24 protein-coding genes are annotated in these 25,390 nt (G+C 52.7%); 20 read left to right on the top strand and 4 right to left on the bottom strand.

Annotation, left to right across the window (positions count from 1 at the left end; genetic code table 11):
• Nucleotides 1-170 precede the first annotated feature (170 nt).
• The 16 genes from mraZ (at nucleotide 171) to lpxC (ending at nucleotide 17,981) form a co-directional block, all read left to right on the top strand.
• Nucleotides 171-629 carry a division/cell wall cluster transcriptional repressor MraZ gene (mraZ, locus tag J1784_RS25930; RefSeq protein ID WP_120132474.1) on the top strand — a complete coding sequence of 153 codons (459 nt, stop codon included), beginning with the start codon at nucleotides 171-173 and terminating at the stop codon, nucleotides 627-629.
• Nucleotides 630-631: 2 nt separating this feature from the next.
• Complete coding sequence (gene rsmH / locus J1784_RS25925) at nucleotides 632-1,573, top strand: 16S rRNA (cytosine(1402)-N(4))-methyltransferase RsmH (protein ID WP_217151563.1); 942 nt, start codon at nucleotides 632-634, stop codon at nucleotides 1,571-1,573.
• Nucleotides 1,570-1,890 (top strand): cell division protein FtsL, encoded by a 321-nt coding sequence (gene ftsL / locus J1784_RS25920; protein WP_217151562.1) that lies wholly within the window; start codon nucleotides 1,570-1,572, stop codon nucleotides 1,888-1,890. The genes rsmH and ftsL overlap by 4 nt, the downstream gene beginning before the upstream one ends.
• A 27-nt stretch (nucleotides 1,891-1,917) precedes the next feature.
• Nucleotides 1,918-3,681 carry a peptidoglycan glycosyltransferase FtsI gene (locus tag J1784_RS25915; RefSeq protein ID WP_120132471.1) on the top strand — a complete coding sequence of 588 codons (1,764 nt, stop codon included), beginning with the start codon at nucleotides 1,918-1,920 and terminating at the stop codon, nucleotides 3,679-3,681.
• On the top strand, nucleotides 3,668-5,155 hold the full coding sequence (gene murE / locus J1784_RS25910) for a UDP-N-acetylmuramoyl-L-alanyl-D-glutamate--2,6-diaminopimelate ligase (protein WP_217151561.1): 1,488 nt from the start codon (nucleotides 3,668-3,670) through the stop codon (nucleotides 5,153-5,155). Before J1784_RS25915 ends, murE begins: the two co-directional genes overlap by 14 nt.
• The gene (gene murF / locus J1784_RS25905; protein ID WP_217151560.1) at nucleotides 5,152-6,513 is read left to right on the top strand and encodes a UDP-N-acetylmuramoyl-tripeptide--D-alanyl-D-alanine ligase; all 1,362 of its coding nucleotides are present in this window, start codon (nucleotides 5,152-5,154) and stop codon (nucleotides 6,511-6,513) included. Before murE ends, murF begins: the two co-directional genes overlap by 4 nt.
• Complete coding sequence (mraY, locus tag J1784_RS25900) at nucleotides 6,507-7,589, top strand: phospho-N-acetylmuramoyl-pentapeptide-transferase (protein ID WP_112286949.1); 1,083 nt, start codon at nucleotides 6,507-6,509, stop codon at nucleotides 7,587-7,589. The genes murF and mraY overlap by 7 nt, the downstream gene beginning before the upstream one ends.
• Nucleotides 7,590-7,591: 2 nt before the next feature.
• Nucleotides 7,592-8,908, top strand: coding sequence for a UDP-N-acetylmuramoyl-L-alanine--D-glutamate ligase (gene murD / locus J1784_RS25895; protein ID WP_217151559.1), 1,317 nt, complete (start codon nucleotides 7,592-7,594; stop codon nucleotides 8,906-8,908).
• A 5-nt stretch (nucleotides 8,909-8,913) separates the two neighbouring features.
• Nucleotides 8,914-10,116, top strand: a complete 1,203-nt coding sequence (gene ftsW, locus J1784_RS25890; RefSeq protein ID WP_420804002.1) for a cell division protein FtsW — start codon at nucleotides 8,914-8,916, stop codon at nucleotides 10,114-10,116.
• A complete protein-coding gene (murG, locus tag J1784_RS25885; protein WP_217151557.1) occupies nucleotides 10,113-11,180 on the top strand; it encodes an undecaprenyldiphospho-muramoylpentapeptide beta-N-acetylglucosaminyltransferase in 1,068 nt (355 codons plus the stop codon). The genes ftsW and murG overlap by 4 nt, the downstream gene beginning before the upstream one ends.
• A 78-nt stretch (nucleotides 11,181-11,258) precedes the next feature.
• A complete protein-coding gene (murC, locus tag J1784_RS25880) occupies nucleotides 11,259-12,734 on the top strand; it encodes a UDP-N-acetylmuramate--L-alanine ligase (RefSeq protein WP_217151556.1) in 1,476 nt (491 codons plus the stop codon).
• Nucleotides 12,727-13,647, top strand: coding sequence for a D-alanine--D-alanine ligase (locus tag J1784_RS25875; RefSeq protein WP_217151555.1), 921 nt, complete (start codon nucleotides 12,727-12,729; stop codon nucleotides 13,645-13,647). Before murC ends, J1784_RS25875 begins: the two co-directional genes overlap by 8 nt.
• A gap of 1 nt (nucleotide 13,648) precedes the next feature.
• Nucleotides 13,649-14,485, top strand: coding sequence for a cell division protein FtsQ (ftsQ, locus tag J1784_RS25870; protein ID WP_120508063.1), 837 nt, complete (start codon nucleotides 13,649-13,651; stop codon nucleotides 14,483-14,485).
• On the top strand, nucleotides 14,482-15,738 hold the full coding sequence (gene ftsA / locus J1784_RS25865; protein WP_009634688.1) for a cell division protein FtsA: 1,257 nt from the start codon (nucleotides 14,482-14,484) through the stop codon (nucleotides 15,736-15,738). The genes ftsQ and ftsA overlap by 4 nt, the downstream gene beginning before the upstream one ends.
• Before the next feature lie 71 nt (nucleotides 15,739-15,809).
• Nucleotides 15,810-16,964 carry a cell division protein FtsZ gene (gene ftsZ / locus J1784_RS25860; RefSeq protein ID WP_112286943.1) on the top strand — a complete coding sequence of 385 codons (1,155 nt, stop codon included), beginning with the start codon at nucleotides 15,810-15,812 and terminating at the stop codon, nucleotides 16,962-16,964.
• A gap of 99 nt (nucleotides 16,965-17,063) precedes the next feature.
• Complete coding sequence (gene lpxC / locus J1784_RS25855; protein ID WP_120161921.1) at nucleotides 17,064-17,981, top strand: UDP-3-O-acyl-N-acetylglucosamine deacetylase; 918 nt, start codon at nucleotides 17,064-17,066, stop codon at nucleotides 17,979-17,981.
• Between the two features lie 12 nt (nucleotides 17,982-17,993).
• Here the strand turns inward: lpxC and J1784_RS25850 are convergent, their stop codons facing one another.
• Nucleotides 17,994-18,518 carry a DUF721 domain-containing protein gene (locus J1784_RS25850; protein ID WP_217151554.1) on the bottom strand — a complete coding sequence of 175 codons (525 nt, stop codon included), beginning with the start codon at nucleotides 18,516-18,518 and terminating at the stop codon, nucleotides 17,994-17,996.
• A 26-nt stretch (nucleotides 18,519-18,544) separates the two neighbouring features.
• Between J1784_RS25850 and secM the strand changes: the two genes are divergently transcribed.
• The 3 genes from secM to mutT all read left to right on the top strand — a co-directional run bounded on the left by secM (nucleotide 18,545) and on the right by mutT (nucleotide 22,383).
• Complete coding sequence (gene secM, locus J1784_RS25845) at nucleotides 18,545-19,072, top strand: secA translation cis-regulator SecM (RefSeq protein WP_217151553.1); 528 nt, start codon at nucleotides 18,545-18,547, stop codon at nucleotides 19,070-19,072.
• Nucleotides 19,073-19,152: 80 nt separating this feature from the next.
• Nucleotides 19,153-21,870: a preprotein translocase subunit SecA gene (secA, locus tag J1784_RS25840; protein WP_217151552.1), complete on the top strand. Its 2,718-nt coding sequence runs from the start codon at nucleotides 19,153-19,155 to the stop codon at nucleotides 21,868-21,870.
• A gap of 111 nt (nucleotides 21,871-21,981) precedes the next feature.
• Nucleotides 21,982-22,383, top strand: coding sequence for an 8-oxo-dGTP diphosphatase MutT (gene mutT / locus J1784_RS25835; protein WP_217151551.1), 402 nt, complete (start codon nucleotides 21,982-21,984; stop codon nucleotides 22,381-22,383).
• A 69-nt stretch (nucleotides 22,384-22,452) separates the two neighbouring features.
• Here mutT and yacG read toward each other — a convergent pair whose 3' ends face one another.
• Genes yacG through coaE form a run of 3 tightly spaced genes read right to left on the bottom strand, consistent with a single transcriptional unit; the run spans nucleotide 22,453 to nucleotide 24,034 of the window.
• Entirely contained in the window at nucleotides 22,453-22,650 is a 198-nt protein-coding gene (yacG, locus tag J1784_RS25830) for a DNA gyrase inhibitor YacG (protein ID WP_217151550.1), read from the bottom strand.
• 9 nt (nucleotides 22,651-22,659) lie between these two features.
• A complete protein-coding gene (gene zapD, locus J1784_RS25825; RefSeq protein ID WP_217151549.1) occupies nucleotides 22,660-23,412 on the bottom strand; it encodes a cell division protein ZapD in 753 nt (250 codons plus the stop codon).
• Nucleotides 23,405-24,034 carry a dephospho-CoA kinase gene (gene coaE / locus J1784_RS25820; RefSeq protein WP_217151548.1) on the bottom strand — a complete coding sequence of 210 codons (630 nt, stop codon included), beginning with the start codon at nucleotides 24,032-24,034 and terminating at the stop codon, nucleotides 23,405-23,407. The genes zapD and coaE overlap by 8 nt, the downstream gene beginning before the upstream one ends.
• Nucleotides 24,035-24,275: 241 nt before the next feature.
• Between coaE and J1784_RS25815 the strand changes: the two genes are divergently transcribed.
• Nucleotides 24,276-25,319, top strand: a complete 1,044-nt coding sequence (locus J1784_RS25815; protein WP_217151547.1) for a GMP reductase — start codon at nucleotides 24,276-24,278, stop codon at nucleotides 25,317-25,319.
• Nucleotides 25,320-25,390: the final 71 nt, after the last annotated feature.

The following is a 25,390-nucleotide window of genomic DNA, read 5'->3' as shown; positions in this document are numbered from 1 at the left end:
CGCCTCTAAAACACCTCACAACATTGCGCTGCACTTTCGTGTACCTGCGTAAATATTGCCAAACCGCCTCTGCTCTGGCTTGACAAGGTTTTAAAACCATCCGTAAACTCTTTTCTGTGGGAATTTGTGGGGGAAAGTGGTGAAAAGGGTCACAGAGGGGTAGAGCGGTCATGTTTCGTGGCGCGACGTTAGTTAACCTCGACAGCAAAGGGCGACTTGCCGTACCCACCCGTTATCGGGATTTGCTGAGCGAAGAATCGCAAGGTCAAATGGTTTGCACCATAGACCTCCATCACCCATGTCTCCTCCTTTACACCCTCCCTGAGTGGGAAGTTATCGAACAAAAATTGTCCCGTCTGTCGAGCATGAATCCCGTTGAGCGCCGTATTCAGCGCCTGTTACTCGGGCATGCCAGTGAATGTCAGATGGATAACGCCGGGCGCCTGCTGATTGCAACGACATTGCGTCAGCACGCCGGGCTCGCAAAAGAAGTGATGCTGGTTGGGCAGTTCAATAAGTTTGAACTGTGGGATGAACAGACCTGGTATCAACAAGTTAAGGAAGACATCGACGCTGAACAATCGTCTCAGGAACCTCTTTCTGACCGATTACAGGACTTGTCATTATAAGCATGGTTGAAAACTACAAACACACTTCCGTTTTGCTGGATGAAGCCGTTAACGGCCTCAACATTCGTCAGGACGGCATTTACATAGACGGAACTTTTGGCCGCGGTGGTCATTCACGTCTGATTCTGTCCCAGCTTGGGCCGGACGGACGCTTGCTGGCGATTGACCGTGATCCGCAAGCGATCAAAGCCGCAGAATCCTTTGATGATCCTCGTTTTTCGATTGTTCACGGACCTTTTTCGGATCTCGCAGATTATGTGCGTGCTCGTGGACTCGAAGGCAAGATCGACGGCGTATTACTGGACTTAGGCGTTTCTTCTCCGCAGCTCGACGACCCTGAGCGTGGATTCTCATTTATGCGCGACGGGCCACTGGATATGCGTATGGACCCAACCCGTGGTTATTCAGCAGCTGAATGGCTGATGAAAGCGGAAGCCGAAGACATTGCCTGGGTGCTGAAAACGTTCGGTGAAGAACGTTTCGCAAAACGCATTGCGCGCGCGATCGTCGAACGCAACCGTGAGTTGCCGATGACGCGGACCAAAGAGCTGGCCGACCTGATCGCCAATGCCTCGCCGTTTCGTGAAAAGCATAAACACCCGGCCACGCGCAGCTTCCAGGCTATCCGTATTTATATCAACAGTGAGCTGGAAGAAATCGAACGCGCGCTGGATGGTGCACTGGAAATTCTGGCTCCTGAAGGTCGCTTATCGGTGATCAGCTTCCACTCACTGGAAGACCGCATTGTGAAGCGCTTTATTCGCCAGCACAGTCGTGGTGCGCAAGTGCCAGCCGGTATTCCGATGACAGAAGCACAAATCGCTGAGCTCGGCGGTCGTTCACTGAAGTCCGTCGGGAAGATGATGCCTTCAGATGCTGAAGTCGCAGAAAACCCGCGTGCACGCAGTTCAGTTCTGCGTTTTGCTGAGAGAACGACAGCGTGATTGGCAACGAACGCCACGGTTTAGTGGGGGTCATTGCCAGCGATATACTGCGCAATGGCAAGATCCCGATGATTTTGCTGATTGCTGTTCTGATCAGTGCCATTTTCGTGGTGACTACTGCTCACCGTACGCGTTTGCTGACGGCGCAGCGCGAACAATTAGTACTGGAAAGGGATGCGCTGGATATTGAATGGCGCAACCTGATCCTTGAAGAGAATGCCCTCGGCGATCACAGCCGGGTAGAACGCATCGCAACGGAGAAATTGCAGATGCAGCACGTTGATCCATCTCAAGAAATTATTGTGGTTCAGCCTTAAAATGCGCACGGAGAATACAGGCAGCTAATGAAAGCAACACGCACCGCGAAGTTAAAGCGTCCAGAAGATCAAGCCAGCTTTATCAGCTGGCGTTTTGCGTTGTTGTGCGCCTGTATCCTGCTGGCACTGGTTGGCCTGATGTTGCGCGTGGCCTATCTGCAGGTGATTAATCCGGACAAACTGGTGCGGGAAGGTGATCTGCGTTCCCTGCGCGTGCAAACTATTCCTACCTCACGCGGCATGATCACCGATCGCTCCGGTCGCCCTCTGGCGGTCAGCGTTCCGGTCAATGCTATCTGGGCAGACCCGAAAGAAATTAACGATCGCGGCGGTATCACCGTCGATACCAAATGGAAAGCGCTGGCTGACGCGCTGAACATGCCGCTTCCCCAGCTTTCTGCCCGCATCAATGCCAATCCAAACGGTCGTTTCGTTTATCTTGCACGTCAGGTTAATCCTGCCGTTGGCGAATATGTCCATAAACTCAAATTGCCGGGGATTTCCCTGCGTCAGGAATCTCGCCGCTACTATCCGGCCGGACAGGTGACGTCGCATGTTATCGGCGTGACCAACATTGACGGGGAAGGTATTGAAGGCGTTGAGAAGAGTTTTGACCGCTGGCTGACCGGTAAACCAGGCGAACGTACCATTCGTAAAGACCGCTTTGGTCGCGTTATCGAAGATATTTCCACCGTCGACAGTCAGGCCGCGCACAACCTGGCGCTGAGCATCGACGAGCGGTTACAGGCGCTGGTTTACCGCGAACTGAATAATGCCGTGGCGTTTAACAAAGCTGAATCAGGTACCGCCGTGCTGGTTGATGTGCAGACCGGTGAAGTGCTGGCGATGGCCAACAGCCCGTCTTATAACCCAAACAACATGCCGGATACGCCGAAAGACGTGATGCGTAACCGTGCGATCACCGACATTTTTGAGCCGGGTTCCACAGTGAAACCGATGGTGGTGATGACGGCACTGAAAAACGGTGTGGTGCGCGAAAACAGCGTGCTGAACACCCTGCCGTACCGGATTAACGGTCATGAGATTAAAGATGTTGCGCGTTATGCGGAGCTTTCCGTGACGGGCATCTTGCAGAAGTCGAGTAACGTCGGTGTTTCACGACTGGCGTTATCGATGCCATCCGCTGAGCTGGTAGATACTTACTCGCGATTCGGATTGGGAAAACCGACCAATTTGGGGCTGGTTGGAGAAAGCAGTGGCATATACCCTAAAAAACAACGGTGGTCTGACATAGAGAGGGCCACCTTCTCTTTCGGCTACGGGCTAATGGTGACACCTCTCCAGCTAGCGCGAGTCTACGCAACGATCGGCAGCATGGGCATTTATCGTCCATTGTCGATCACGAAAGTTGATCCGCCGGTTTCCGGCGAACGTATTTTCCCTGAACCGCTGGTGCGTACCGTCGTACACATGATGGAAAGCGTGGCACTGCCTGGCGGCGGTGGCGTGAAAGCGGCGATCAAGGGCTACCGTATTGCGATTAAAACCGGTACCGCGAAGAAAGTCGGTCCGGACGGTAAATACGTGAACAAATACATTGCCTATACCGCCGGCGTTGCGCCAGCAAGCAATCCAAGATTTGCGCTTGTAGTGGTTATTAACGATCCACAAGCAGGGAAATATTACGGTGGGGCCGTTTCCGCACCGGTGTTTGGCGCCATCATGGGCGGCGTATTGCGCACCATGAACGTTGAACCAGATGCGCTGACTGCCGATGAAAACGCAGACATAGTGAATAATCAAAAAGAGGCTTCAGGTGGCAGATCGTAATTTGCGCGACATCTTAGCGCCCTGGGTGAGTGATGCCCCGGCGGTAGCGCTAAAAGACATGATTCTGGACAGCCGCGTTGCGGCTGCCGGCGATCTGTTTGTCGCGGTTTCAGGCCATACCAGTGACGGGCGTCGTTTTATTCCCCAGGCAATTGCCCAGGGCGTCGCTGCCGTCGTGGCCGAGGCAAAGGGTGAACAAGAGCACGGAACGGTCTGCCAGATGCATGGTGTACCGGTTATTTATCTCGAAAATCTCAACGTCCTGCTGTCAGAACTGGCGGGATGTTTTTACCAGCAGCCGGGCAAGGCGTTACGTCTGGTTGGCGTAACAGGCACCAACGGTAAAACTACCACCACGCAGCTGCTTGCGCAGTGGAGCCAGTTACTGGGCGAAACCAGTGCAGTGATGGGCACAGTGGGCAATGGTTTGCTGGATAACGTGGTTCCGGCGGAAAACACCACCGGTTCTGCCGTGCAGGTTCAGCACATACTGGCTGACCTGGTGAAACAGGGCGCTACCTTTGCCGCGATGGAAGTCTCATCCCACGGACTGGTTCAGCACCGTGTTGCCGCATTGCCGTTTGCTGCTGCTGCATTCACCAATCTGAGTCGTGATCATCTTGATTATCATGGTGATATGGAGAGTTACGAAGACGCCAAATGGCAGCTTTTCTCCTCGCATCAGGTGGGTCAGAAAATCATTAATGCTGATGATGACGTCGGGACGCGCTGGTTAGCGAAAACGCCTGATGCCATCGCCGTCAGCATGGAAGACAAAATTCCGGCAGGCTGGAAAGGCCGCTGGCTGTTGGCGCGCAGCGTCAATTATCACGATAATGGCGCCAGCGTAAATATCGATTCAAGCTGGGGCGAAGGTAAGTTCGACAGCCGTCTGATGGGCGCGTTCAACGTCAGCAATTTGCTGGTTGCGCTGGCCACGCTGCTTTCCCTCGATTATCCGCTGGCACAATTACTGGCAACCGCTTCTCAACTACAACCGGTTTGCGGACGCATGGAAGTGTTCAATGCACCGGGTAAACCGACCGCGGTAGTTGATTATGCTCATACGCCTGACGCGCTGGAAAAAGCGCTGGCGGCAGCACGTCTGCATTGCCGTGGCACGCTGTGGTGTGTGTTTGGCTGTGGCGGTGATCGCGATAAAGGCAAACGTCCGCTGATGGGCGGTATTGCTGAGCAATTTGCCGACCGCGTGATCGTCACCGATGACAATCCGCGCAGTGAAGAGCCGCGCGCTATCGTTGCCGATATCCTGGCAGGTCTGCTGGATGCGGGGCGCGCGCAGGAAATTCATGGTCGTGCAGAAGCCGTTACCAGTGCGATCATGCAGGCGAAGGAAGAAGACGTGGTACTGATTGCCGGTAAAGGGCATGAAGATTACCAGCTGGTCGGTAATCAGCGTCTGGATTATTCAGACCGTGTGACGGTCGCTCGTTTGCTGGGGGTGATCGCATGATCCGCGTTTCCCTGCAAACTCTGGCGGATGCGCTCAACGCTGAGCTCATTGGCACAGATACCCAAATCGACAGCGTGACCACGGATACCCGTCAGATCACCGAAGGCGGTTTGTTTATCGCACTGAAAGGTGAAAAATTCGATGCCCACGATTTTGCGGCTGATGCTGTAAAAGCGGGTGCAGGGGCTTTACTGGTCAGTAAGCGCTTACCGTTGGATGTTACTCAGTTAGTGGTTGCTGACACCCGCATTGCTCTCGGGCAACTGGGTGGCTGGGTGCGCCAGCAGGTTCCGGCCCGTGTGGTTGGCCTGACCGGTTCTTCCGGCAAGACTTCTGTAAAAGAGATGACCGCGGCGATTTTGCGTGAGTGCGGCAACGTGCTGTACACAGCAGGCAACTTTAATAACGATATCGGTGTCCCGCTCACCTTGCTGCGCCTGACCGCAGAACATGATTTTGCCGTTATCGAAATGGGTGCGAATCATCCTGGTGAGATAGCTTATACCACTGCGCTGGCACGGCCTGAAACGGCACTGGTGAATAACCTGTCCGCTGCTCATCTGGAGGGGTTCGGTTCTCTGGCGGGCGTAGCCCGTGCCAAGGGTGAGATTTTCGAAGGCCTGCCGGAAAAGGGCATTGCGGTGATCAATGCGGACAACAACGACTGGGCGAACTGGCAGCATAAGCTGAACGGTAAAACTGTCTGGCTTTTCTCCCCGACTTTCGGTGAAGGCATCAATTTCAGTGCGACTGACGTCAAAATCAGCCCGCTAAATACCGCGTTCACCCTGCATTCTCCTCAGGGCAGCATTGACGTTTCGCTGCCGGTTCCGGGTCGTCACAACATCGCTAACGCTCTGGCTGCGGCAGCGCTGGCAATGTCTGTCGGTGCCTCCATGGACAACGTGCGTGCCGGTCTTGCGACTCTGCAATCCGTGAAAGGGCGTTTATTCCCGATTGCTCTGAGCGAAGGCAAAACCCTGCTTGATGACAGCTACAACGCGAACGTCGGTTCTATGACAGCCGCTGCACAAGTGCTGGCAGAAATGCCGGGCTACCGCGTAATGGCGGTGGGGGATATGGCGGAACTGGGCGCGGAAAGCGAAAGCTGCCACCGTCAGGTTGGCGAAGCCATTCGTGACGCGGGTATCGACAAAGTATTCAGTATTGGCCATGACAGCCGCATCATCAGTGATGTCAGCGGATGTGGTGAGCATTTAGAGGATAAGGCAGCCCTGACGGCCCGTTTAACGAGCTTACTGTCTGAACACGCGGTAATTACCGTTTTGATTAAAGGTTCACGTAGTGCCGCAATGGAGCAGGTAGTACGCGCGTTACAGGAGAATGCAACATGTTAGTTTGGCTGGCCGAACACTTGGTCAAATATTATTCCGGCTTCAACGTCTTTTCCTATCTGACGTTTCGCGCCATTGTCAGCCTGCTGACCGCTTTGTTCCTGTCGCTGTGGATCGGGCCCCGCATGATTGCCCGTCTGCAAAAAATGTCTTTCGGTCAGGTTGTCCGTAACGACGGCCCGGAATCGCATTTCAGTAAACGCGGTACGCCAACGATGGGCGGCCTGATGATTCTGGCGTCCATCACCATTTCCGTACTGATGTGGGCGTACCCGTCCAACCCGTACGTATGGTGCGTGCTGTTTGTGCTGATTGGCTACGGCATCGTGGGCTTTATCGATGACTACCGCAAAGTGGTTCGTAAAGATACTAAGGGCCTGATTGCCCGCTGGAAATACTTCTGGCAGTCGGTTATCGCGCTGGCCGCGGCTTTCACCATGTATGCCATTGGTAAAGACACGCCAGCGACCGAACTGGTGGTGCCGTTCTTTAAAGACATCATGCCGCAGCTCGGTCTGATGTATATCCTGCTGAGCTATTTCGTGATTGTAGGCACCAGTAACGCCGTCAACCTGACAGATGGTCTGGACGGTCTGGCAATTATGCCAACGGTCTTCGTCGCAGCGGGCTTTGCGCTGGTGGCATGGGCGACCGGTAACATGAATTTCGCCAGCTATCTGCATATCCCTTATCTGCGTCACGCGGGTGAACTGGTGATCGTGTGTACGGCGATTGTCGGCGCGGGACTTGGCTTCCTGTGGTTTAACACCTATCCGGCACAAGTTTTCATGGGCGATGTCGGCTCTCTGGCTTTGGGCGGCGCGCTGGGTACTATCGCCGTGCTGCTACGTCAGGAATTCTTACTGGTGATTATGGGCGGTGTGTTCGTGGTCGAAACACTGTCAGTCATCCTGCAGGTTGGGTCCTTTAAGTTACGTGGGCAGCGCATTTTCCGTATGGCGCCTATCCATCATCACTACGAACTTAAAGGCTGGCCGGAACCGCGCGTCATTGTGCGCTTCTGGATTATTTCGCTGATGCTGGTGCTGATTGGCCTGGCGACGCTGAAGGTACGGTAATTATGGCTGACTATCAGGGTAAAAAAGTCGTCATCATCGGGCTGGGTCTGACCGGCCTGTCATGTGTTGATTTCTTTGTTGCACGTGGCGTGATGCCTCGCGTCATTGATACCCGCGTCAGCCCGCCAGGAATCGATAAACTGGCGGATAACATTGAGCGTCACCTGGGTTCGCTCAACGAAGACTGGCTGCTGGATGCAGATTTAATCGTTTCCAGCCCGGGCGTTGCGCTGGCGACGCCGGCATTGAGCGCGGCTGCTGAGTCTGGCGTGGAAATTGTCGGGGATATCGAACTGTTTTGCCGTGAAACGACGACGCCAATTGTCGCTATCACCGGTTCTAACGGTAAGAGCACCGTCACCATGCTGGTGGGTGAAATGGCGAAAGCCGCAGGCTGGCGTGTTGGTGTCGGCGGCAATATAGGCCTGCCGGTGCTGGCTATGCTGGGTAACGAATACGATTTGTTCGTGCTTGAACTTTCCAGCTTCCAGCTTGAAACCACGTACAGCCTTCAGGCGGCGGCGGCTACCATCCTGAACGTGACGGAAGATCATATGGATCGCTATCCGTTCGGTTTGCAGCAATACCGTGCGGCAAAACTGAAAGTGTATGAGAACGCTGCGCTGTGCGTCGTTAATGCAGACGATGCCCTGACCATGCCGGTGCGTGGCGCAGATAAGCGTTGTGTGAGTTTTGGTGTCGATGTGGGTGATTACCATCTGACCCGTCAGCAGGATGATATCTGGCTGCGTGTTCACGGCGAAAAAGTGCTGAATACCAGTGAGATGCCGCTGACCGGACGCCACAACTACACCAATGCACTGGCTGCTCTGGCGCTGGCGGATGCGGTGGGTATTCCTCATGCATCCAGCCTGAAAGCACTGACCACCTTTACTGGGCTGGCTCACCGCTTCCAGATAGCCTGGCATCATAACGGCGTGCGATGGATTAATGATTCCAAAGCCACCAACGTCGGCAGCACCGAAGCGGCGCTGAACGGGTTACAGGTTGAAGGGACGCTGCATCTCTTGCTGGGTGGCGACGGTAAATCTGCTGATTTCTCTCCACTGACGCGTTATCTGCAAGGCGATAATCTGCGGATTTATTGTTTTGGCCGTGATGGCGCTGAACTTGCAGAGCTGCGTCCTGAGGTTTCCTCCCTGTTTGAAACCATGGAACAGGCGATGCGCGAAATCAGCCAGCATGTGACTTCCGGCGATATGGTTCTGTTGTCTCCGGCCTGCGCGAGCCTGGATCAGTTTCGCAGTTTTGAACAACGTGGTGATGTCTTTACTGCGCTGGCGAAGGAGCTGGGCTGATGCGGTTGCGTATTCCGGGGCTGAGCCTCGTCGGAAAATTTAATGACTGGGTGATGGGCGTAAAGGAAAGCGATTCTGTCACGCTGGTGTTGTACGACCGGACTTTGTTGTGGCTGACCTTTGGTCTGGCGATCGTGGGTTTTGTGATGGTGACGTCGGCCTCCATGCCTATTGGTCAGCGTCTGGCAGAGGACCCGTTCCTGTTTGCTAAACGTGACGCCATTTATCTCGGTCTGGCTTTTGGTTTATCGCTGGTGACGCTTCGGGTACCGATGGCCGTATGGCAGAAGTACAGCAATGTTCTGCTGCTGCTTTCGGTGGTGATGTTACTGGTGGTTCTGGTAGTGGGTAGCTCCGTCAACGGGGCATCGCGCTGGATTTCACTCGGGCCGCTGCGTATTCAGCCTGCTGAGTTCTCAAAGTTGTCGCTGTTCTGCTATCTGGCCAGTTATCTGGTGCGCAAGGTAGATGAAGTACGCAGCAACTTCTGGGGCTTTTGCAAACCGATGGGCGTGATGGTGGTACTGGCCGTGTTGCTGCTGGCTCAGCCTGACCTGGGTACTGTTGTTGTACTGTTTATCACCACGCTGGCGATGTTGTTCCTGGCGGGCGCGAAAATGTGGCAGTTCCTGGCCATTATCGGTTCCGGTGCGTTTGCGGTTGTGCTGCTGGTTCTTGCCGAACCGTACCGTATGCGCCGCGTGACATCGTTCTGGAACCCGTGGGCTGATCCGTTTGGTAGCGGCTACCAGTTAACTCAGTCGCTGATGGCATTTGGCCGTGGTGAATTCTGGGGGCAGGGCTTGGGGAATTCAGTGCAGAAACTGGAATATTTACCGGAAGCGCATACCGACTTTATCTTCTCCATTTTGGGTGAGGAACTGGGGTATTTCGGTGTGGTTTTAGCCCTGTTGATGGTATTCTTCGTCGCTTTTCGCGCGATGTCTATCGGACGTCGTGCGCTTGAGATTGATCAGCGTTTTTCCGGATTTTTGGCCTGCTCGATCGGGGTGTGGTTTAGCTTCCAGGCGCTGGTCAATGTGGGCGCGGCGGCGGGGATGTTGCCGACCAAAGGTCTGACGCTGCCGCTGATCAGTTACGGTGGTTCGAGCTTAATCATTATGTCGACGGCAATCGTGTTATTGCTGCGAGTGGATTTTGAAACGCGGCTGGCAAAAGCCCAGGCGTTTGTAAGGAGTGCCCGATGAGTGGCAATACCCGGCGTTTAATGGTGATGGCTGGCGGTACCGGCGGGCATGTGTTCCCTGGTCTCGCTGTGGCGCATCATCTGATTGCGCAAGGCTGGGAAGTTCGCTGGTTGGGTACGGCAGACCGGATGGAAGCGGATCTTGTACCCAAACATGGCATCGACATTGATTTCATTAATATCTCCGGATTACGTGGGAAAGGTCTGAAAGCGCAACTCACTGCCCCGATTCGCATATATCATGCGTGGCGTCAGGCGAAGGCCATCATGAAACGCTTTCAGCCAGATGTGGTGTTGGGAATGGGCGGATACGTTTCCGGCCCGGGCGGCCTGGCTGCATGGTCACTGGGTATTCCGGTGGTACTGCACGAACAAAACGGCATTGCGGGAATGACCAATAAAGGTTTGTCGCACATTGCTACCAAAGTATTGCAGGCGTTCCCTGGTGCATTTCCGAAAGCGGATGTCGTGGGAAATCCGGTGCGCACCGATGTACTGGCGCTGGAATTGCCAGAAACACGCTTAGCCGGACGCGAAGGCCCGATCCGGGTCTTAGTGATTGGTGGCAGTCAGGGCGCGCGCGTACTTAATCAGAGCATGCCTGAAGTGGCAGCTTTGATGGGCGATAAAATTACGCTGTGGCATCAGGTCGGTAAAGGTGCGCTGGAGTCAGTGAATCAGGCTTACGAAAAAGCCGGTCAGACTCAGCATAAAGTCACCGAATTTATTGATGACATGGCAGCAGCTTATGCCTGGGCGGATGTGGTGGTATGTCGCTCCGGTGCGTTAACGGTCAGTGAAATTGCTGCCGCAGGTTTGCCGGCTATTTTTGTGCCATTCCAGCACAAAGACCGTCAGCAGTACTGGAACGCATTGCCGCTGGAAAAAGCCGGTGCTGCAAAGATTATTGAGCAGAAAGATTTTAGTGCCGCAGCCGTCGCTGATCTGATGGCCGGATGGGACAGAACCCATCTGATGGAAATGGCAAAGGCCGCGCGTGCAGCCGCTATTCCCGATGCGACAGAGCGTGTAGCCGCAGAAGTGGTTGCCGCCCGCAAAAAATGAAATTGAACGGGCCATGCAGTGTGTGGTCCCAGCCGTAAGAAACGGATTAATCAGTAACCTGAAATAGTGAATAAAAACGTGAATACACAACAATTGGCGAAACTGCGTACCTTCGTGCCCGAGATGCATCGTGTCCGGCACATTCACTTTGTTGGCATCGGTGGTGCCGGCATGGGTGGTATCGCCGAAGTGTTGGCAAATGAAGGCTATCAGATCAGTGGATCTGATCTGGCACCGAACGCGGTGACACAGCAACTGACGGCTCTGGGCGCAACGATTTATTTTAATCACCGCCCTGAGAATGTGCTGGATGCCAGCGTGGTGGTGGTATCGACGGCGATCTCTTCCGATAACCCGGAAATCGTTGCCGCACGCGAAGCGCGAATACCTGTGATCCGCCGCGCGGAAATGCTCGCTGAGCTGATGCGTTTTCGGCACGGTATCGCCGTGGCAGGTACGCACGGCAAAACGACGACCACGGCGATGGTCACCAGTATTTATGCCGAAGCCGGTCTGGATCCGACATTCGTGAACGGCGGACTGGTGAAAGCGGCGGGTACTCATGCGCGACTAGGCTCCAGCCGTTTTCTGATTGCGGAAGCGGATGAAAGCGATGCGTCGTTCCTGCATCTGCAACCGATGGTGGCTATTGTGACCAACATCGAAGCAGACCATATGGATACTTATCAGGGTGACTTTGAAATCCTGAAGCAGACGTTCATTAATTTCCTGCACAACCTGCCATTCTACGGACGAGCAGTGATGTGTATTGATGATCCGGTGATCCGCGAGTTGATCCCGCGCGTGGGCCGTCATATGACGACTTACGGTTTCAGCGAAGACGCTGATGTGATTATCGAAAATTATCGTCAGGTCGGCGCGCAGGGGCACTTCACCCTCCGCCGTCAGGACTTGCCGCTCATTAGCGTGACGCTGAATGCGCCGGGTCGTCATAACGCCCTGAATGCCGCAGCCGCCGTGGCCGTTGCGTCAGACGAAGGGATCTGTGATGACGCTATTCTTCGCGCACTGGCAGGTTTCCAGGGAACAGGACGTCGTTTCGATTTCCTGGGCGAATATGCGCTGGATAACGTGAACGGCAAAACCGGCAGCGCCATGCTGGTTGATGATTACGGTCATCATCCGACGGAAGTTGATGCAACGATCAAAGCGGCACGCGCTGGCTGGGCGAACAAGCGTCTGGTGATGATTTTCCAGCCGCACCGTTATACGCGTACCCGTGATTTGTACGACGATTTCGCGAACGTGTTGTCTCAGGTTGATGTGCTGATCATGCTGGATGTGTATCCGGCGGGCGAAGCGCCAATCCCGGGAGCAGACAGCCGCTCGCTTTGCCGCACCATTCGTGCGCGCGGGAAGTTGGATCCGATTTTGGTTTCTGATATTGAAGCCGTGCCGGAAAGTCTGGCGCAGATCCTCGAAGGTGACGATTTAGTTCTGGTGCAGGGCGCCGGTAATGTCGGCAGAGTGGCCCGTAAATTGGCTGATCAAAAGCTGCAACCAGTAAAGAAAGGTGAAGAACATCATGTCTGAGAAAGTAGCAGTATTGTTGGGTGGTACTTCCGCAGAACGCGATGTGTCATTACAGTCCGGCGCCGCGGTGCTGGCTGGCTTACGTGAATCCGGGATTGATGCACACGGCATCGATACCAAAACTTTTAATGTTGCGCTTCTTAAACAAGAAGGCTTCAGCAAAGTCTTTATCGCACTGCACGGTCGCGGTGGCGAAGACGGTACGTTGCAGGGCTTGCTGGAACAAATTGGCTTGCCTTACACCGGCAGCGGTGTGATGGCGTCTGCGCTGACGATGGATAAATTCCGTACCAAGCTGGTGTGGCAGGCATTAGGTTTGCCGGTCGCCCCGTTTGTTGCACTGCATCGTTCACAAATTGAAGAAGCAGGGCAGGGCGCTCTGGCAGCAAAAATCGCCGAATTAGGCCTGCCGGTGATCGTTAAACCGAGCCGCGAAGGTTCCAGCGTCGGTATGAGCAAAGTGACAACTGAAAAAGAATTGCTGCCAGCCCTGCAGGAAGGCTTCCGTCATGACGATAACGTACTGATCGAAAAATGGCTGAGCGGCCCGGAATACACGGTCGCTATCGTGGGTGACGAAGTGATGCCATCCATTCGCATCCAGCCAGCCGGAACATTTTATGACTATCAGGCGAAATATCTGTCTGATGAAACACAGTATTTCTGTCCGAGCGGTTTAAGCGAAGAGCAGGAACAACAGCTTTCTGCGATGGCATTGCAGGCCTATCAGGCGCTCGATTGCAGCGGTTGGGGACGCGTTGACGTGATGCAAGACAGCGACGGCAGCTTTAACCTGCTGGAAGTGAATACGTCGCCGGGCATGACCAGCCACAGTCTGGTGCCAATGGCAGCTAAACACGCCGGGTTAAGTTTCCCGCAGCTCGTTTCCCGTATTCTGGCGCTGGCGAACTGATATGTCTCAAGCCGCCCTGAATACCCGAGAGCGTGAGACGGTCGAAAACAACGGCCGTCGCAGTAACGGTGGCCAGCTGGCTGGGATCGTGTTTCTGTTGTTGGTAGTAGGAACGATTTTATGGAGTGCGTGGGCCGTTGTTGGCTGGATGCAGGATGCGAACCGATTGCCGTTGTCCCAGTTAGTGGTTACCGGGGAACGTCATTACACGACCAATGATGATATTCGTCAGGCGATCCTTTCCTTAGGGGCACCGGGAACGTTCATGACGCAGGATGTAAACGTCATTCAGCAGCAGATTGAGCGTTTACCCTGGATAAAACAGGTCAGCGTCCGTAAGCAATGGCCGAACGAATTGAAGATACACCTGGTGGAGTATGTGCCGGTCGCACACTGGAATGATCTGCATATGGTCGATGCCGATGGCAAATCTTTCAGCATACCTGCCGAGCGTGTGGTCAAACAGAAAATGCCGTTGCTTTACGGTCCGGAAGGCAGCGAACAGGATGTTTTGCAGGGCTTTCAAACAATGAGCCAGGCGCTGGCTGCCGGTAAATTTACGTTGAAAGCAGTGGCAATGAGTGCGCGTCACTCGTGGCAGTTAACTCTGGATAATGACGTCCGGCTGGAATTAGGAAGAGATGACCGGATGGGACGTTTACAACGTTTTATCGAGCTCTACCCGCGATTCCAGCAACAGGCAGAAGCCGATAAGAAACGCATCACTTATGTCGATTTACGTTATGACAGCGGTGCGTCGGTAGGTTGGGCGCCAGAGTTTATTGACCAGCAAAACAGTAATCAGCAACAGAATCAGGCACAGGCTAAACAACAATGATCAAGTCGACGGACAGAAAACTGGTAGTTGGGCTGGAGATCGGTACGGCAAAGGTCGCCGCATTGGTGGGGGAAGTTCTGCCCGATGGCATGGTCAATATTATCGGCGTGGGCAGTTGCCCATCCCGTGGCATGGACAAGGGTGGCGTGAATGATCTGGAATCGGTGGTGAAATGCGTACAGCGCGCCATCGATCAGGCTGAACTGATGGCTGATTGCCAGATTTCCTCTGTTTACCTTGCTTTATCTGGTAAACATATCAGTTGTCAGAATGAAATAGGGATGGTTCCTATTTCAGAAGAGGAAGTCACGCAGGAAGATGTAGAGAACGTGGTGCATACCGCAAAATCGGTACGCGTGCGTGATGAACATCGGGTTCTGCATGTGATCCCTCAGGAATATGCCATTGATTATCAGGAAGGGATCAAAAACCCGGTGGGACTTTCCGGCGTGCGTATGCAGGCTAAAGTTCACCTGATTACCTGCCATAACGATATGGCGAAGAACATTGTTAAAGCGGTAGAACGCTGCGGTTTAAAAGTTGACCAGCTTATTTTTGCCGGTCTGGCCGCCAGTTATGCCGTTCTGACCGAAGATGAGCGTGAATTAGGTGTGTGTGTGGTCGATATTGGTGGTGGAACCATGGATATCGCGGTTTATACCGGCGGCGCACTACGTCATACTAAGGTCATCCCTTATGCAGGGAACGTGGTCACCAGCGACATCGCTTATGCGTTTGGTACACCACCGACCGACGCCGAAGCGATCAAAGTTCGCCACGGTTGTGCATTAGGTTCCATTGTCGGCAAAGACGAAAACGTCGAAGTGCCGAGCGTAGGTGGACGTCCACCACGCAGTCTGCAACGTCAGACTCTGGCTGAAGTTATCGAGCCACGTTACACAGAATTGCTGAATTTAGTGAACGACGAAATTTTGCAATTGCAGGAGCAGTTACGTCAGCAAGGCGTAAAACATCATCTGGCCGCCGGTATTGTTCTGACAGGCGGTGCAGCACAAATTGATGGTCTGGCAGCCTGTGCGCAGCGGGTATTCCATACCCAGGTGCGTATCGGGCAACCCCTGAACATCACCGGGCTGACAGATTATGCGCAGGAACCTTACTACTCAACGGCTGTAGGGCTGCTGCACTACGGGAAGGAGTCTCACCTGAGCGGTGAGGCCGAAGTGGAAAAACGCGCCTCAGTGGGCAACTGGTTCAAACGAATCAATAGCTGGCTGAGAAAAGAGTTTTAATGGTTTAACAACGGGATCATGCTGTTAAGGTTTTTGATCCCGACGCGACAGGCACAAAACGGAGAGAAACTATGTTTGAACCTATGGAACTGACCAATGACGCGGTGATTAAAGTCATCGGCGTCGGCGGTGGCGGTGGCAACGCTGTCGAACACATGGTGCGCGAGCGCATCGAAGGTGTTGAATTCTTCGCCGTTAACACCGACGCTCAGGCGTTACGTAAAACGGCAGTAGGCCAGACTATTCAGATCGGTAGCGGTATTACCAAAGGTCTGGGTGCTGGTGCGAACCCGGAAGTGGGTCGCAATTCTGCAGAAGAAGACCGTGAAGCCCTGCGCGCTGCGCTTGAAGGTGCTGACATGGTCTTTATCGCAGCGGGCATGGGCGGCGGTACCGGTACCGGTGCAGCGCCAGTGGTTGCTGAAGTAGCAAAAGATTTAGGTATTCTGACCGTTGCTGTTGTGACTAAGCCTTTCAACTTCGAAGGCAAAAAGCGCATGGCATTCGCGGAGCAGGGTATCGCTGAACTGTCCAAACATGTGGACTCCCTGATCACTATCCCGAACGACAAGTTGTTAAAAGTTCTGGGTCGCGGTATCTCTCTGCTGGACGCCTTCGGTGCGGCCAACGACGTCCTCAAAGGCGCTGTGCAGGGTATCGCAGAACTGATCACCCGTCCGGGTCTGATGAACGTCGACTTCGCTGACGTGCGCACCGTAATGTCCGAAATGGGTTATGCCATGATGGGCTCCGGCGTGGCATGTGGTGAAGACCGTGCTGAAGAAGCGGCTGAAATGGCGATTTCCAGCCCGTTGCTGGAAGATATCGACCTGTCAGGTGCTCGCGGCGTTCTGGTCAACATCACCGCTGGCTTCGACCTGCGTCTGGATGAGTTCGAAACTGTGGGTAACACTATCCGTGCTTTCGCCTCTGACAATGCAACCGTGGTTATCGGTACATCCCTTGACCCGGAAATGAATGACGAATTGCGCGTCACCGTGGTGGCGACCGGTATCGGCATGGACAAACGTCCTGAAATCACTTTGGTGACGAATAAGCCTGCCGCACAGCCAGTAATGGATCATCGTTACCAGCAGCACGGGATGTCTCCGCTGCCGCAGGAAACGAAACCCGCTGCTAAAGTGGTCAATGATCAAAGCGCGCAATCTAATAAAGAGCCCGACTATCTGGACATCCCGGCCTTCCTGCGTAAGCAGGCAGACTAGTCCGAATTGTAGGATCTCCGCTCTTTGTGCTAAACTGTCCCGCCGACCTTAAGGTATGCTTAGGTCGGTTGGATGGATAAACATTGCGAGATAAAAACGATGATCAAACAACGTACATTAAAACGTATCGTTCAGGCGACGGGCGTCGGTTTACATACCGGCAAGAAAGTCACCCTGACTCTGCGTCCTGCACCGGCAAATACCGGGGTCATCTATCGTCGCACTGACTTGAATCCACCGGTTGATTTCCCGGCAGATGCAAAATCCGTGCGTGATACCATGCTCTGTACTTGTCTGGTTAATGAGCATGACGTACGTATTTCTACGGTAGAACATCTTAATGCGGCATTAGCTGGCCTGGGCATCGATAACATTGTTATCGAAGTCGATGCGCCTGAAGTGCCAATTATGGACGGTAGTGCTGCACCTTTTGTCTATCTGCTGATGGATGCAGGGATTGAAGAGCTGAACAGCGCCAAGAAATTCTTGCGCATCAAAGAAACCGTGCGTGTTGAAGACGGTGATAAGTGGGCTGAGTTTAAACCATTCAATGGTTTCTCTCTGGACTTCACTATTGACTTCAATCACCCGGCGATTGATTCCAGCTCACAGCGCTACAAAATGAACTTCTCCGCAGAAGCATTCGTTCGCCAAATTAGCCGCGCACGTACTTTTGGTTTCATGCGTGATATCGAGTACCTGCAGTCACGTGGTTTGTGCCTGGGTGGCAGCTTTGATTGCGCTATCGTTGTGGATGATTACCGAGTGCTTAACGAAGATGGCCTGCGTTTTGAAGATGAATTCGTTCGTCACAAAATGCTGGATGCTATCGGCGATCTGTTCATGTGTGGGCATAACATCATTGGTGCGTTTACCGCATTCAAGTCTGGCCACGCACTGAACAACAAGTTATTGCAAGCGGTACTGGCTAAGCAGGAAGCCTGGGAATTAGTGACGTTCCAGGATGAAGCTGAATTGCCACTGGCTTTTAAAGCGCCTTCCACAGTATTGGCGTAATCGATACTCGTATTACTTATTACGACTGGTTGTTTTAGCACCCTCTCCGGCTAACTCAGCCAGTCGTTCTAATGCCTTCCTCAGTTTTTCCGGGCTACGGCTCGCCAGTCCTCGTAATTCCTCAGCACTTTGCGCACTCAAATGTCTGACCGGCATAGATTCAGCAGCGATCGCTTTATTTTTAATCGCAATCTGCGAAGCATTTTCCATTTTCGCCATGAGCGAAGGATTAATCCTGATGTCGATTGATGACAATGATGGTAGAATTTGCGCTCGAAGTGCAGAGAGTAATGCGGGTTGTTCGTAGCGTAATCGCATCATCCAGCTGGCATTAGCAATCTCGAGCACTAAAACACCCTGTCGATAATTACCGACACGACACCATGGTTGCATGGGCGCCGGTAACAGACCTTTCACTGCGCGGTTGAGTTTTAATAACGCCGCGGCACGCTGTTGAACAATACGCAGCGGGCTTTGCTCAGTGGAAGAGGCGTCATCGAACAGGATATCTAATAATTGTGGGCGACTATCGCGCATGACGGGCTCCGGCGGATTGTAAACTTGTGATTGGCATTCTAAATCGTTGGCGACAATTTGGCAGAAGGTATTTTTGGCCGCATCTCCTTTTGGGGATGGTCGCGGCAAGCCTTGGCGTGTCAACGAACCTGTCGCAAACGGAACTGCCTGCGGTTCCCAATACATCCTCAAGTCTAAACCGTCTTAACATCGGTAGTACAGGGCTGAGTAATCTTGCATTGCTCCAGGCGAACCGTCGCCCGTCCTTCGGTGTGGATTACTGGCAGCAACACGCATTGCGCACGGTTATCCGCCATCTTTCTTTTGCTCTGGCTCCGCAGGTAGTTTACACCGTTGCCGCGCCGGAAGTAGTGGCTGAAGAAGCCGGTCCGTTACACGTTCAGCAACTGGCTCTGCTGGTTACCCTGAATGCTTTACTGACCCATGAATCCAAACCACCGGTTATCATCCGTCAGACGCAACAACCCTTTCTTACCTTCTCTTTACCACACCAGACTGGCCTGTGGTTAGCACAGGTGCAAGGCATTCGTGCTGGCCCAACCTTCCTGATTTAACAGACTGTAACTTTAAACTCTATCTATAAATCAATAAATTAGTGGCCAGTTCACATGGCCTCCAAGAGATATTAAGCATAATGTTAATCAAATTATTGACCAAAGTTTTTGGTAGCCGTAACGATCGTACACTGCGTCGCATGCGTAAAGTTGTTGACCTGATCAACCGCATGGAACCTGAAGTTCAAAAGTTGACGGATGAGCAACTGCAAGCGAAAACCAACGAGTTCCGTGAGCGTCTGGCAAAAGGTGAAGTACTGGAAAACCTGATCCCGGAAGCTTTTGCTGTGGTTCGTGAATCCAGTAAGCGCGTATTCGGCATGCGTCACTTCGACGTGCAGTTACTCGGCGGTATGGTACTGAACGAGCGTTGCATCGCTGAAATGCGTACCGGTGAAGGTAAAACGCTGACCGCGACATTGCCAGCTTACCTCAACGCACTGAGCGGAAAGGGCGTTCACGTCGTGACCGTCAACGACTACTTAGCCCAGCGTGACGCCGAAAATAACCGTCCGTTGTTTGAATTCCTGGGTCTGAGCATCGGCATTAACTTGCCTGGCATGCCTTCTCCGGCTAAGCGCGCTGCTTATGCTGCTGACATCACCTATGGTACAAACAACGAATACGGCTTTGACTACCTGCGCGACAACATGGCATTCAGCCCTGAAGAACGTGTTCAGCGTAAACTGCACTACGCGCTGGTGGATGAGGTTGACTCCATCCTGATCGATGAAGCACGTACTCCGCTGATCATCTCCGGGCCGGCCGAAGACAGCTCCGAAATGTACACCCGCGTCGACAAACTGATCCCTAAACTGATCCGTCAGGAAAAAGAAGATTCCGATACCTTCCAGGGTGAAGGTCACTTCTCTGTGGATGAGAAAGCCCGTCAGGTCCACCTGACCGAACGTGGTCTGGTGTTGATCGAAGAGATGCTGGTAGAAGCAGGCATCATGGAAGAAGGTGAATCTCTGTATTCCCCGACTAACATTATGCTGATGCACCACGTGACTGCGGCATTGCGCGCGCACGTGCTGTTCACCCGTGATGTCGATTACATCGTCAAAGACGGTGAAGTTATTATTGTCGATGAACATACCGGTCGTACCATGCAGGGGCGTCGCTGGTCTGACGGTCTGCATCAGGCTGTTGAAGCCAAAGAAGGCGTTGAAATTCAAAATGAAAACCAGACGCTGGCTTCTATCACCTTCCAGAACTACTTCCGTTTGTACGAAAAACTGGCCGGTATGACCGGTACTGCGGACACCGAAGCGTTCGAATTCAGCTCTATCTACAAACTCGATACCATTGTTGTGCCAACTAACCGCCCTATGGTGCGTAAAGATATGGCCGACCTGGTGTACATGACTGAGATGGAAAAAATTGGCGCGATTATCGAAGACATCCGTCAGTGTACCGCTAATGGCCAGCCGGTTCTGGTCGGTACGATTTCGATTGAAAAATCAGAAGTGGTATCTAACGAACTCACTAAAGCGGGCATCGCGCACAGTGTTCTGAACGCCAAATTCCACGCCAAAGAAGCAGACATTGTTGCTCAGGCGGGGCAGCCAAGCGCGGTAACTATTGCCACCAACATGGCGGGTCGTGGTACCGATATCGTGCTGGGCGGTAGCTGGCAGGTTGAAGTTGAAAATCTGGGCGAAGAAGTCACCGACGAGAAAATTGCTGAAATTAAAGCTGCATGGCAGATCCGCCACGACGCGGTTCTGGCTTCAGGTGGTTTGCACATCATTGGTACTGAGCGTCACGAATCACGCCGTATCGATAACCAGCTGCGTGGCCGTGCGGGTCGTCAGGGTGATGCCGGTTCATCCCGCTTCTACCTGTCTATGGAAGATGCTCTGATGCGTATCTTCGCCTCTGACCGCGTTTCAAGCATGATGCGTAAACTGGGTATGAAACCAGGCGAAGCGATTGAGCACCCTTGGGTGACCAAGGCGATTGCCAACGCACAGCGTAAAGTTGAAAGCCGTAACTTCGATATTCGTAAGCAATTGCTGGAATATGATGATGTGGCGAGCGATCAGCGTCGTGCGATTTACAGCCAGCGTAACGAACTGCTGGATGTGTCTGATGTGAGTGAAACCATCGCCAGCATCCGCGAAGATGTGTTCAAAGCGACTATCGACAGCTACATTCCGCCACAGTCACTTGAAGAAATGTGGGATGTAAAAGGTCTGGAAGAGCGCCTGAAGAACGATTTCGAGCTGGAAATGCCGATTTCAGAGTGGCTGGATAAAGAGCCAGAACTGCATGAAGAAACCCTGCGCGAACGTATCATGGAGCTCGCGAAAGAATCTTACGCCCGTAAAGAGGAAGTCGTTGGCGCTGAAATGATGCGTAACTTCGAGAAAGGTGTGATGTTACAGACCCTCGACTCCCTATGGAAAGAGCATCTGGCGGCGATGGATTACCTGCGTCAGGGCATTCACTTACGTGGCTATGCGCAAAAGGATCCTAAGCAGGAATACAAACGTGAATCTTTCGCGATGTTTGCTGCAATGCTGGAATCCCTGAAATACGAAGTCGTCAGCGTGCTGAGCAAAGTTCAGGTACGTATGCCTGAAGAAGTTGAAGCAATGGAAATTCAGCGTCGTGAAGAAGCTGAGCGTCTGGCGCGTCAGCAGCAGCTTAGCCATCAGGATCAGCAGGAAATCGAAGTGGCCGAAGCCGCACGTTTGGCTTCATCCGGTGAACGCAAAGTGGGACGTAATGATCTCTGCCCATGTGGTTCCGGTAAGAAATACAAACAATGCCATGGCCGCCTGCAAAAGTAAGATCTCAGGCTAAGTCATCGTGTTAATCTTAAAGGCGGCTAATCACCGCCTTTATTTTTGTCTAAAAGTTCGTACAGGACAGTCTTTGCAGTCAGCGAATAGGTGGATACTGTGACGCTTAAACAACTGAATATCTCAGTCGGCATTATTCGTAATGCTCAGAAAGAAATCTTTATTACTCAGCGCGATGCGTCATCGCACATGGCTGGCTTCTGGGAGTTTCCCGGCGGGAAAATCGAAGCAGGCGAAACGCCGGATCAGGCAGTGATCCGCGAGTTGCAGGAAGAAGTTGGCATTGATGCGAAATCCCCGGTTTTGCTGAAAACGCTCGAGCATCGCTTTCCCGACCGTATCATTACGTTGTATTTCTTCCTGGTGGAAGACTGGCAGGGTGAACCCTATGGTAAAGAAGGACAGCCTAAGCGCTGGGTAGCGCAGTCTGAATTGAAAGAGGAAGAATTTCCTCCGGCTAACGAAGTTATCGTGACTGCCCTTAAAAATAGTCAGTACTGATCGTTTCTGCTATTTGAGCACTCATAGAAAAAGGGGCCGAAGCCCCTTTTTACTTACCCGTTTTCCGGATTAAATTTCTTCTTCACTCCAGTCATCCAGATCATTCACATCGCCTTTGCTCGGGATGCGTTTCTCTTCATCGGCCCACTCACCGAGATCAATCAGCTGGCAGCGCTTGGAACAAAAAGGGCGGAAAGGGCTTTGCTCGGCCCACACCACAGTTTTGCCACATGTCGGGCAATTTACTTCAATAATTTCAGGATCCATTTGCAACTCCTAGCAGCAGGCAAGTTCGAAATTCAGTCGCGCGGGAACCACGCCATATTCGCTGTCCAGGGGTAAAAAGCGAATGGCATAACGGGTTTTATGCCCGGATACTTGCGGATAAAGTTGGTTTTCCATCGAGAGGCGCAATCGTAACAGATCTGCGCCTTCGGCGTTGTCCTGGAAAAAACCATTCAGGCTGATCTGATTACGAAACGCGCCTGACTGGCGGATCAGATCGAGAACCTTTGTGAGTGAGTTATTTAGCGGAGCCAGCGTTTCGAGCCAGTTTTGTACTTCGCTGTCACGCTGAGACTGCACCAGATGCAGCCAAATATGCAGTGTCGGGAGATCAAAACTACAGCAGCCACCAGGAATACTCAGACGCTGACGGACCAGGGCAATCAGGCGATCTTCCTTCAGTGCCTGTCCGATACGCGGTGCTTTCATCAGCACGGACGCACACTGTTTGAGATCAGTACGCAGTCCGTCAATTCTTGACAGATCCACACCCGGAACGTCTTTCCACTGAGATAATTTTTGCTGCTGGCGTTCCAGTTCTTTCAGTAAATCAGTACGGACTTCTCCGCGTTCCAGAACGTCGAGTAAATCGGATGAGGTACGGAAAAATAACAGGGCAGAAGCAATCGATGTGATCTGCGAATTAGAGTGCATCTGTTGCAACAAAAACTCGATACGCAGCCAGGTGCGCATCTTCTCATTCAGGGGATGTTCAAAAAGAACGGTTGCAGCTACATCAGTCATGCTTGGCAATATCCTGTCTGTTTACTGATGCCGCAAATTCCAGATAGCGGCGATGTAATAAGGCAACACGCGGTTCGATAGATTTCGGGTCACCGCTGTTATCAATGATGTCATCCGCACAGGCCAGCCGCTTTTCACGAGTGACCTGCGCAGCAATAATATTTTCAGCCTGCTGACGACTAATTCCGTCACGAAGCATGGTGCGTGAAAGCTGAATCTGAGGCTCAACATCCACTACCAGTACGCGATTTGCCCGCGTCTGTAATCCATTTTCGATAAGCAGTGGCACCACCCAGAGCACATAGGGTTTATCAACCTGTGCAAAAAGCTGCTGTGTTCTGGCATGAATAATCGGGTGCAGCAACTGGTTAACCCATTCTTTATCAGGCGGATAACTGAATATTCTTTCCCGCAAAGCAGGGCGGTTCAGTGAACCATCCGCAAGAATAATTTCGTTACCAAATCGCTGATGGAGCTGGTCCAGCGCAGGTTCCCCCGGTGCAACCACCTGACGGGCAATAATATCAGCATCGACAATGCTCACACCGTGGCGGGCAAAACTTTCGGCAACGGTACTTTTGCCACTACCGATACCTCCGGTCAATGCAACGATATAGCTCATGCTGATGCCCAGATAAAATTAGTTAGGTAAATGATAAAGGGATTGTGATTAAGTGCAAGCCGTCGTCGTCCCGCTTTTCATGCGAAAATTATTCAGCAGCACAATCAAAAGTCTGTGATGTGAGTTGCAAAAGCCATCTTGCCGTTGTCATTTTCCTGTGTATGATAAAACCACTGGAAAGGGTGTCTAAAAATTTGCTGCACACCCTAGCGACCCGTCGCCAAACCAGGACAAACCCGTCATGCGCATTGAAGAAGATTTGAAGTTAGGTTTTAAAGACGTACTCATCCGCCCTAAACGTTCTACTCTCAAAAGCCGTTCCGAAGTTGAACTGGAACGCACATTCACATTCAAACACTCTGCTATCAGCTGGTCTGGCACCCCGATTATTGCCGCGAACATGGACACTGTCGGAACATTCCGTATGGCAACCGTTCTGGCATCTTTCGGTCTTCTGACCGCGGTGCATAAGCATTACACCGTAGAACAGTGGCAGGCATTCATCACCTCATCGGATGAATCCGTCCTGCGCAATGTGATGGTTTCTACCGGAACGTCTGAAGCGGATTTCGTTAAAACTCTGCAAATCCTTGCTCTTTCGCCGCTGCTGAAATTTGTTTGTCTGGATGTCGCGAACGGGTACTCCGAACATTTTGTCGGTTTCCTGCAACGCGTACGTGAAGCCTGCCCGGATAAAGTCATCTGCGCCGGTAATGTGGTCACCGGTGAAATGGTTGAAGAACTTATCCTCTCAGGTGCTGATATCGTTAAAGTCGGTATCGGGCCAGGCTCGGTCTGTACAACCCGTGTGAAAACCGGTGTGGGTTATCCTCAACTTTCCGCGGTAATTGAATGTGCAGATGCCGCTCACGGTCTGGGCGGTCAAATTGTCAGTGACGGCGGTTGCGCGGTTCCTGGCGATGTGGCGAAAGCCTTCGGAGGCGGCGCTGATTTCGTCATGCTCGGCGGTATGCTGGCTGCACATGACGAATGTGAAGGCACAGTCGTTGAAGAAAACGGTGAGAAGTTCATGCTTTTCTATGGCATGAGCTCAGAGTCTGCCATGAAACGTCACGTTGGTGGTGTTGCAGAATACCGTGCGGCAGAAGGTAAAACCGTAAAATTACCTCTGCGTGGCCCGGTTGAAAACACCGTGCGCGATGTCCTCGGCGGTCTGCGTTCCGCCTGTACTTATGTCGGTGCCGAGCGTCTTAAAGAACTGACCAAACGTACGACCTTTATCCGCGTAGCGGAGCAGGAAAACCGCCTGTTCGGCAGCAAATAAGTTAGTTATGTCTGATGCGGCGAGACTCGTTTTCGCCGCTTTCTGCTTTTTATCATTTTGCTTTATCCATT

The organism is Rahnella ecdela (assembly GCF_019049625.1).
GTDB classification, from domain to species: domain Bacteria; phylum Pseudomonadota; class Gammaproteobacteria; order Enterobacterales; family Enterobacteriaceae; genus Rahnella; species Rahnella ecdela.
Note: the sequence above shows the minus strand (reverse complement) of the source record. Positions and strands in the feature narration are given on the sequence as shown.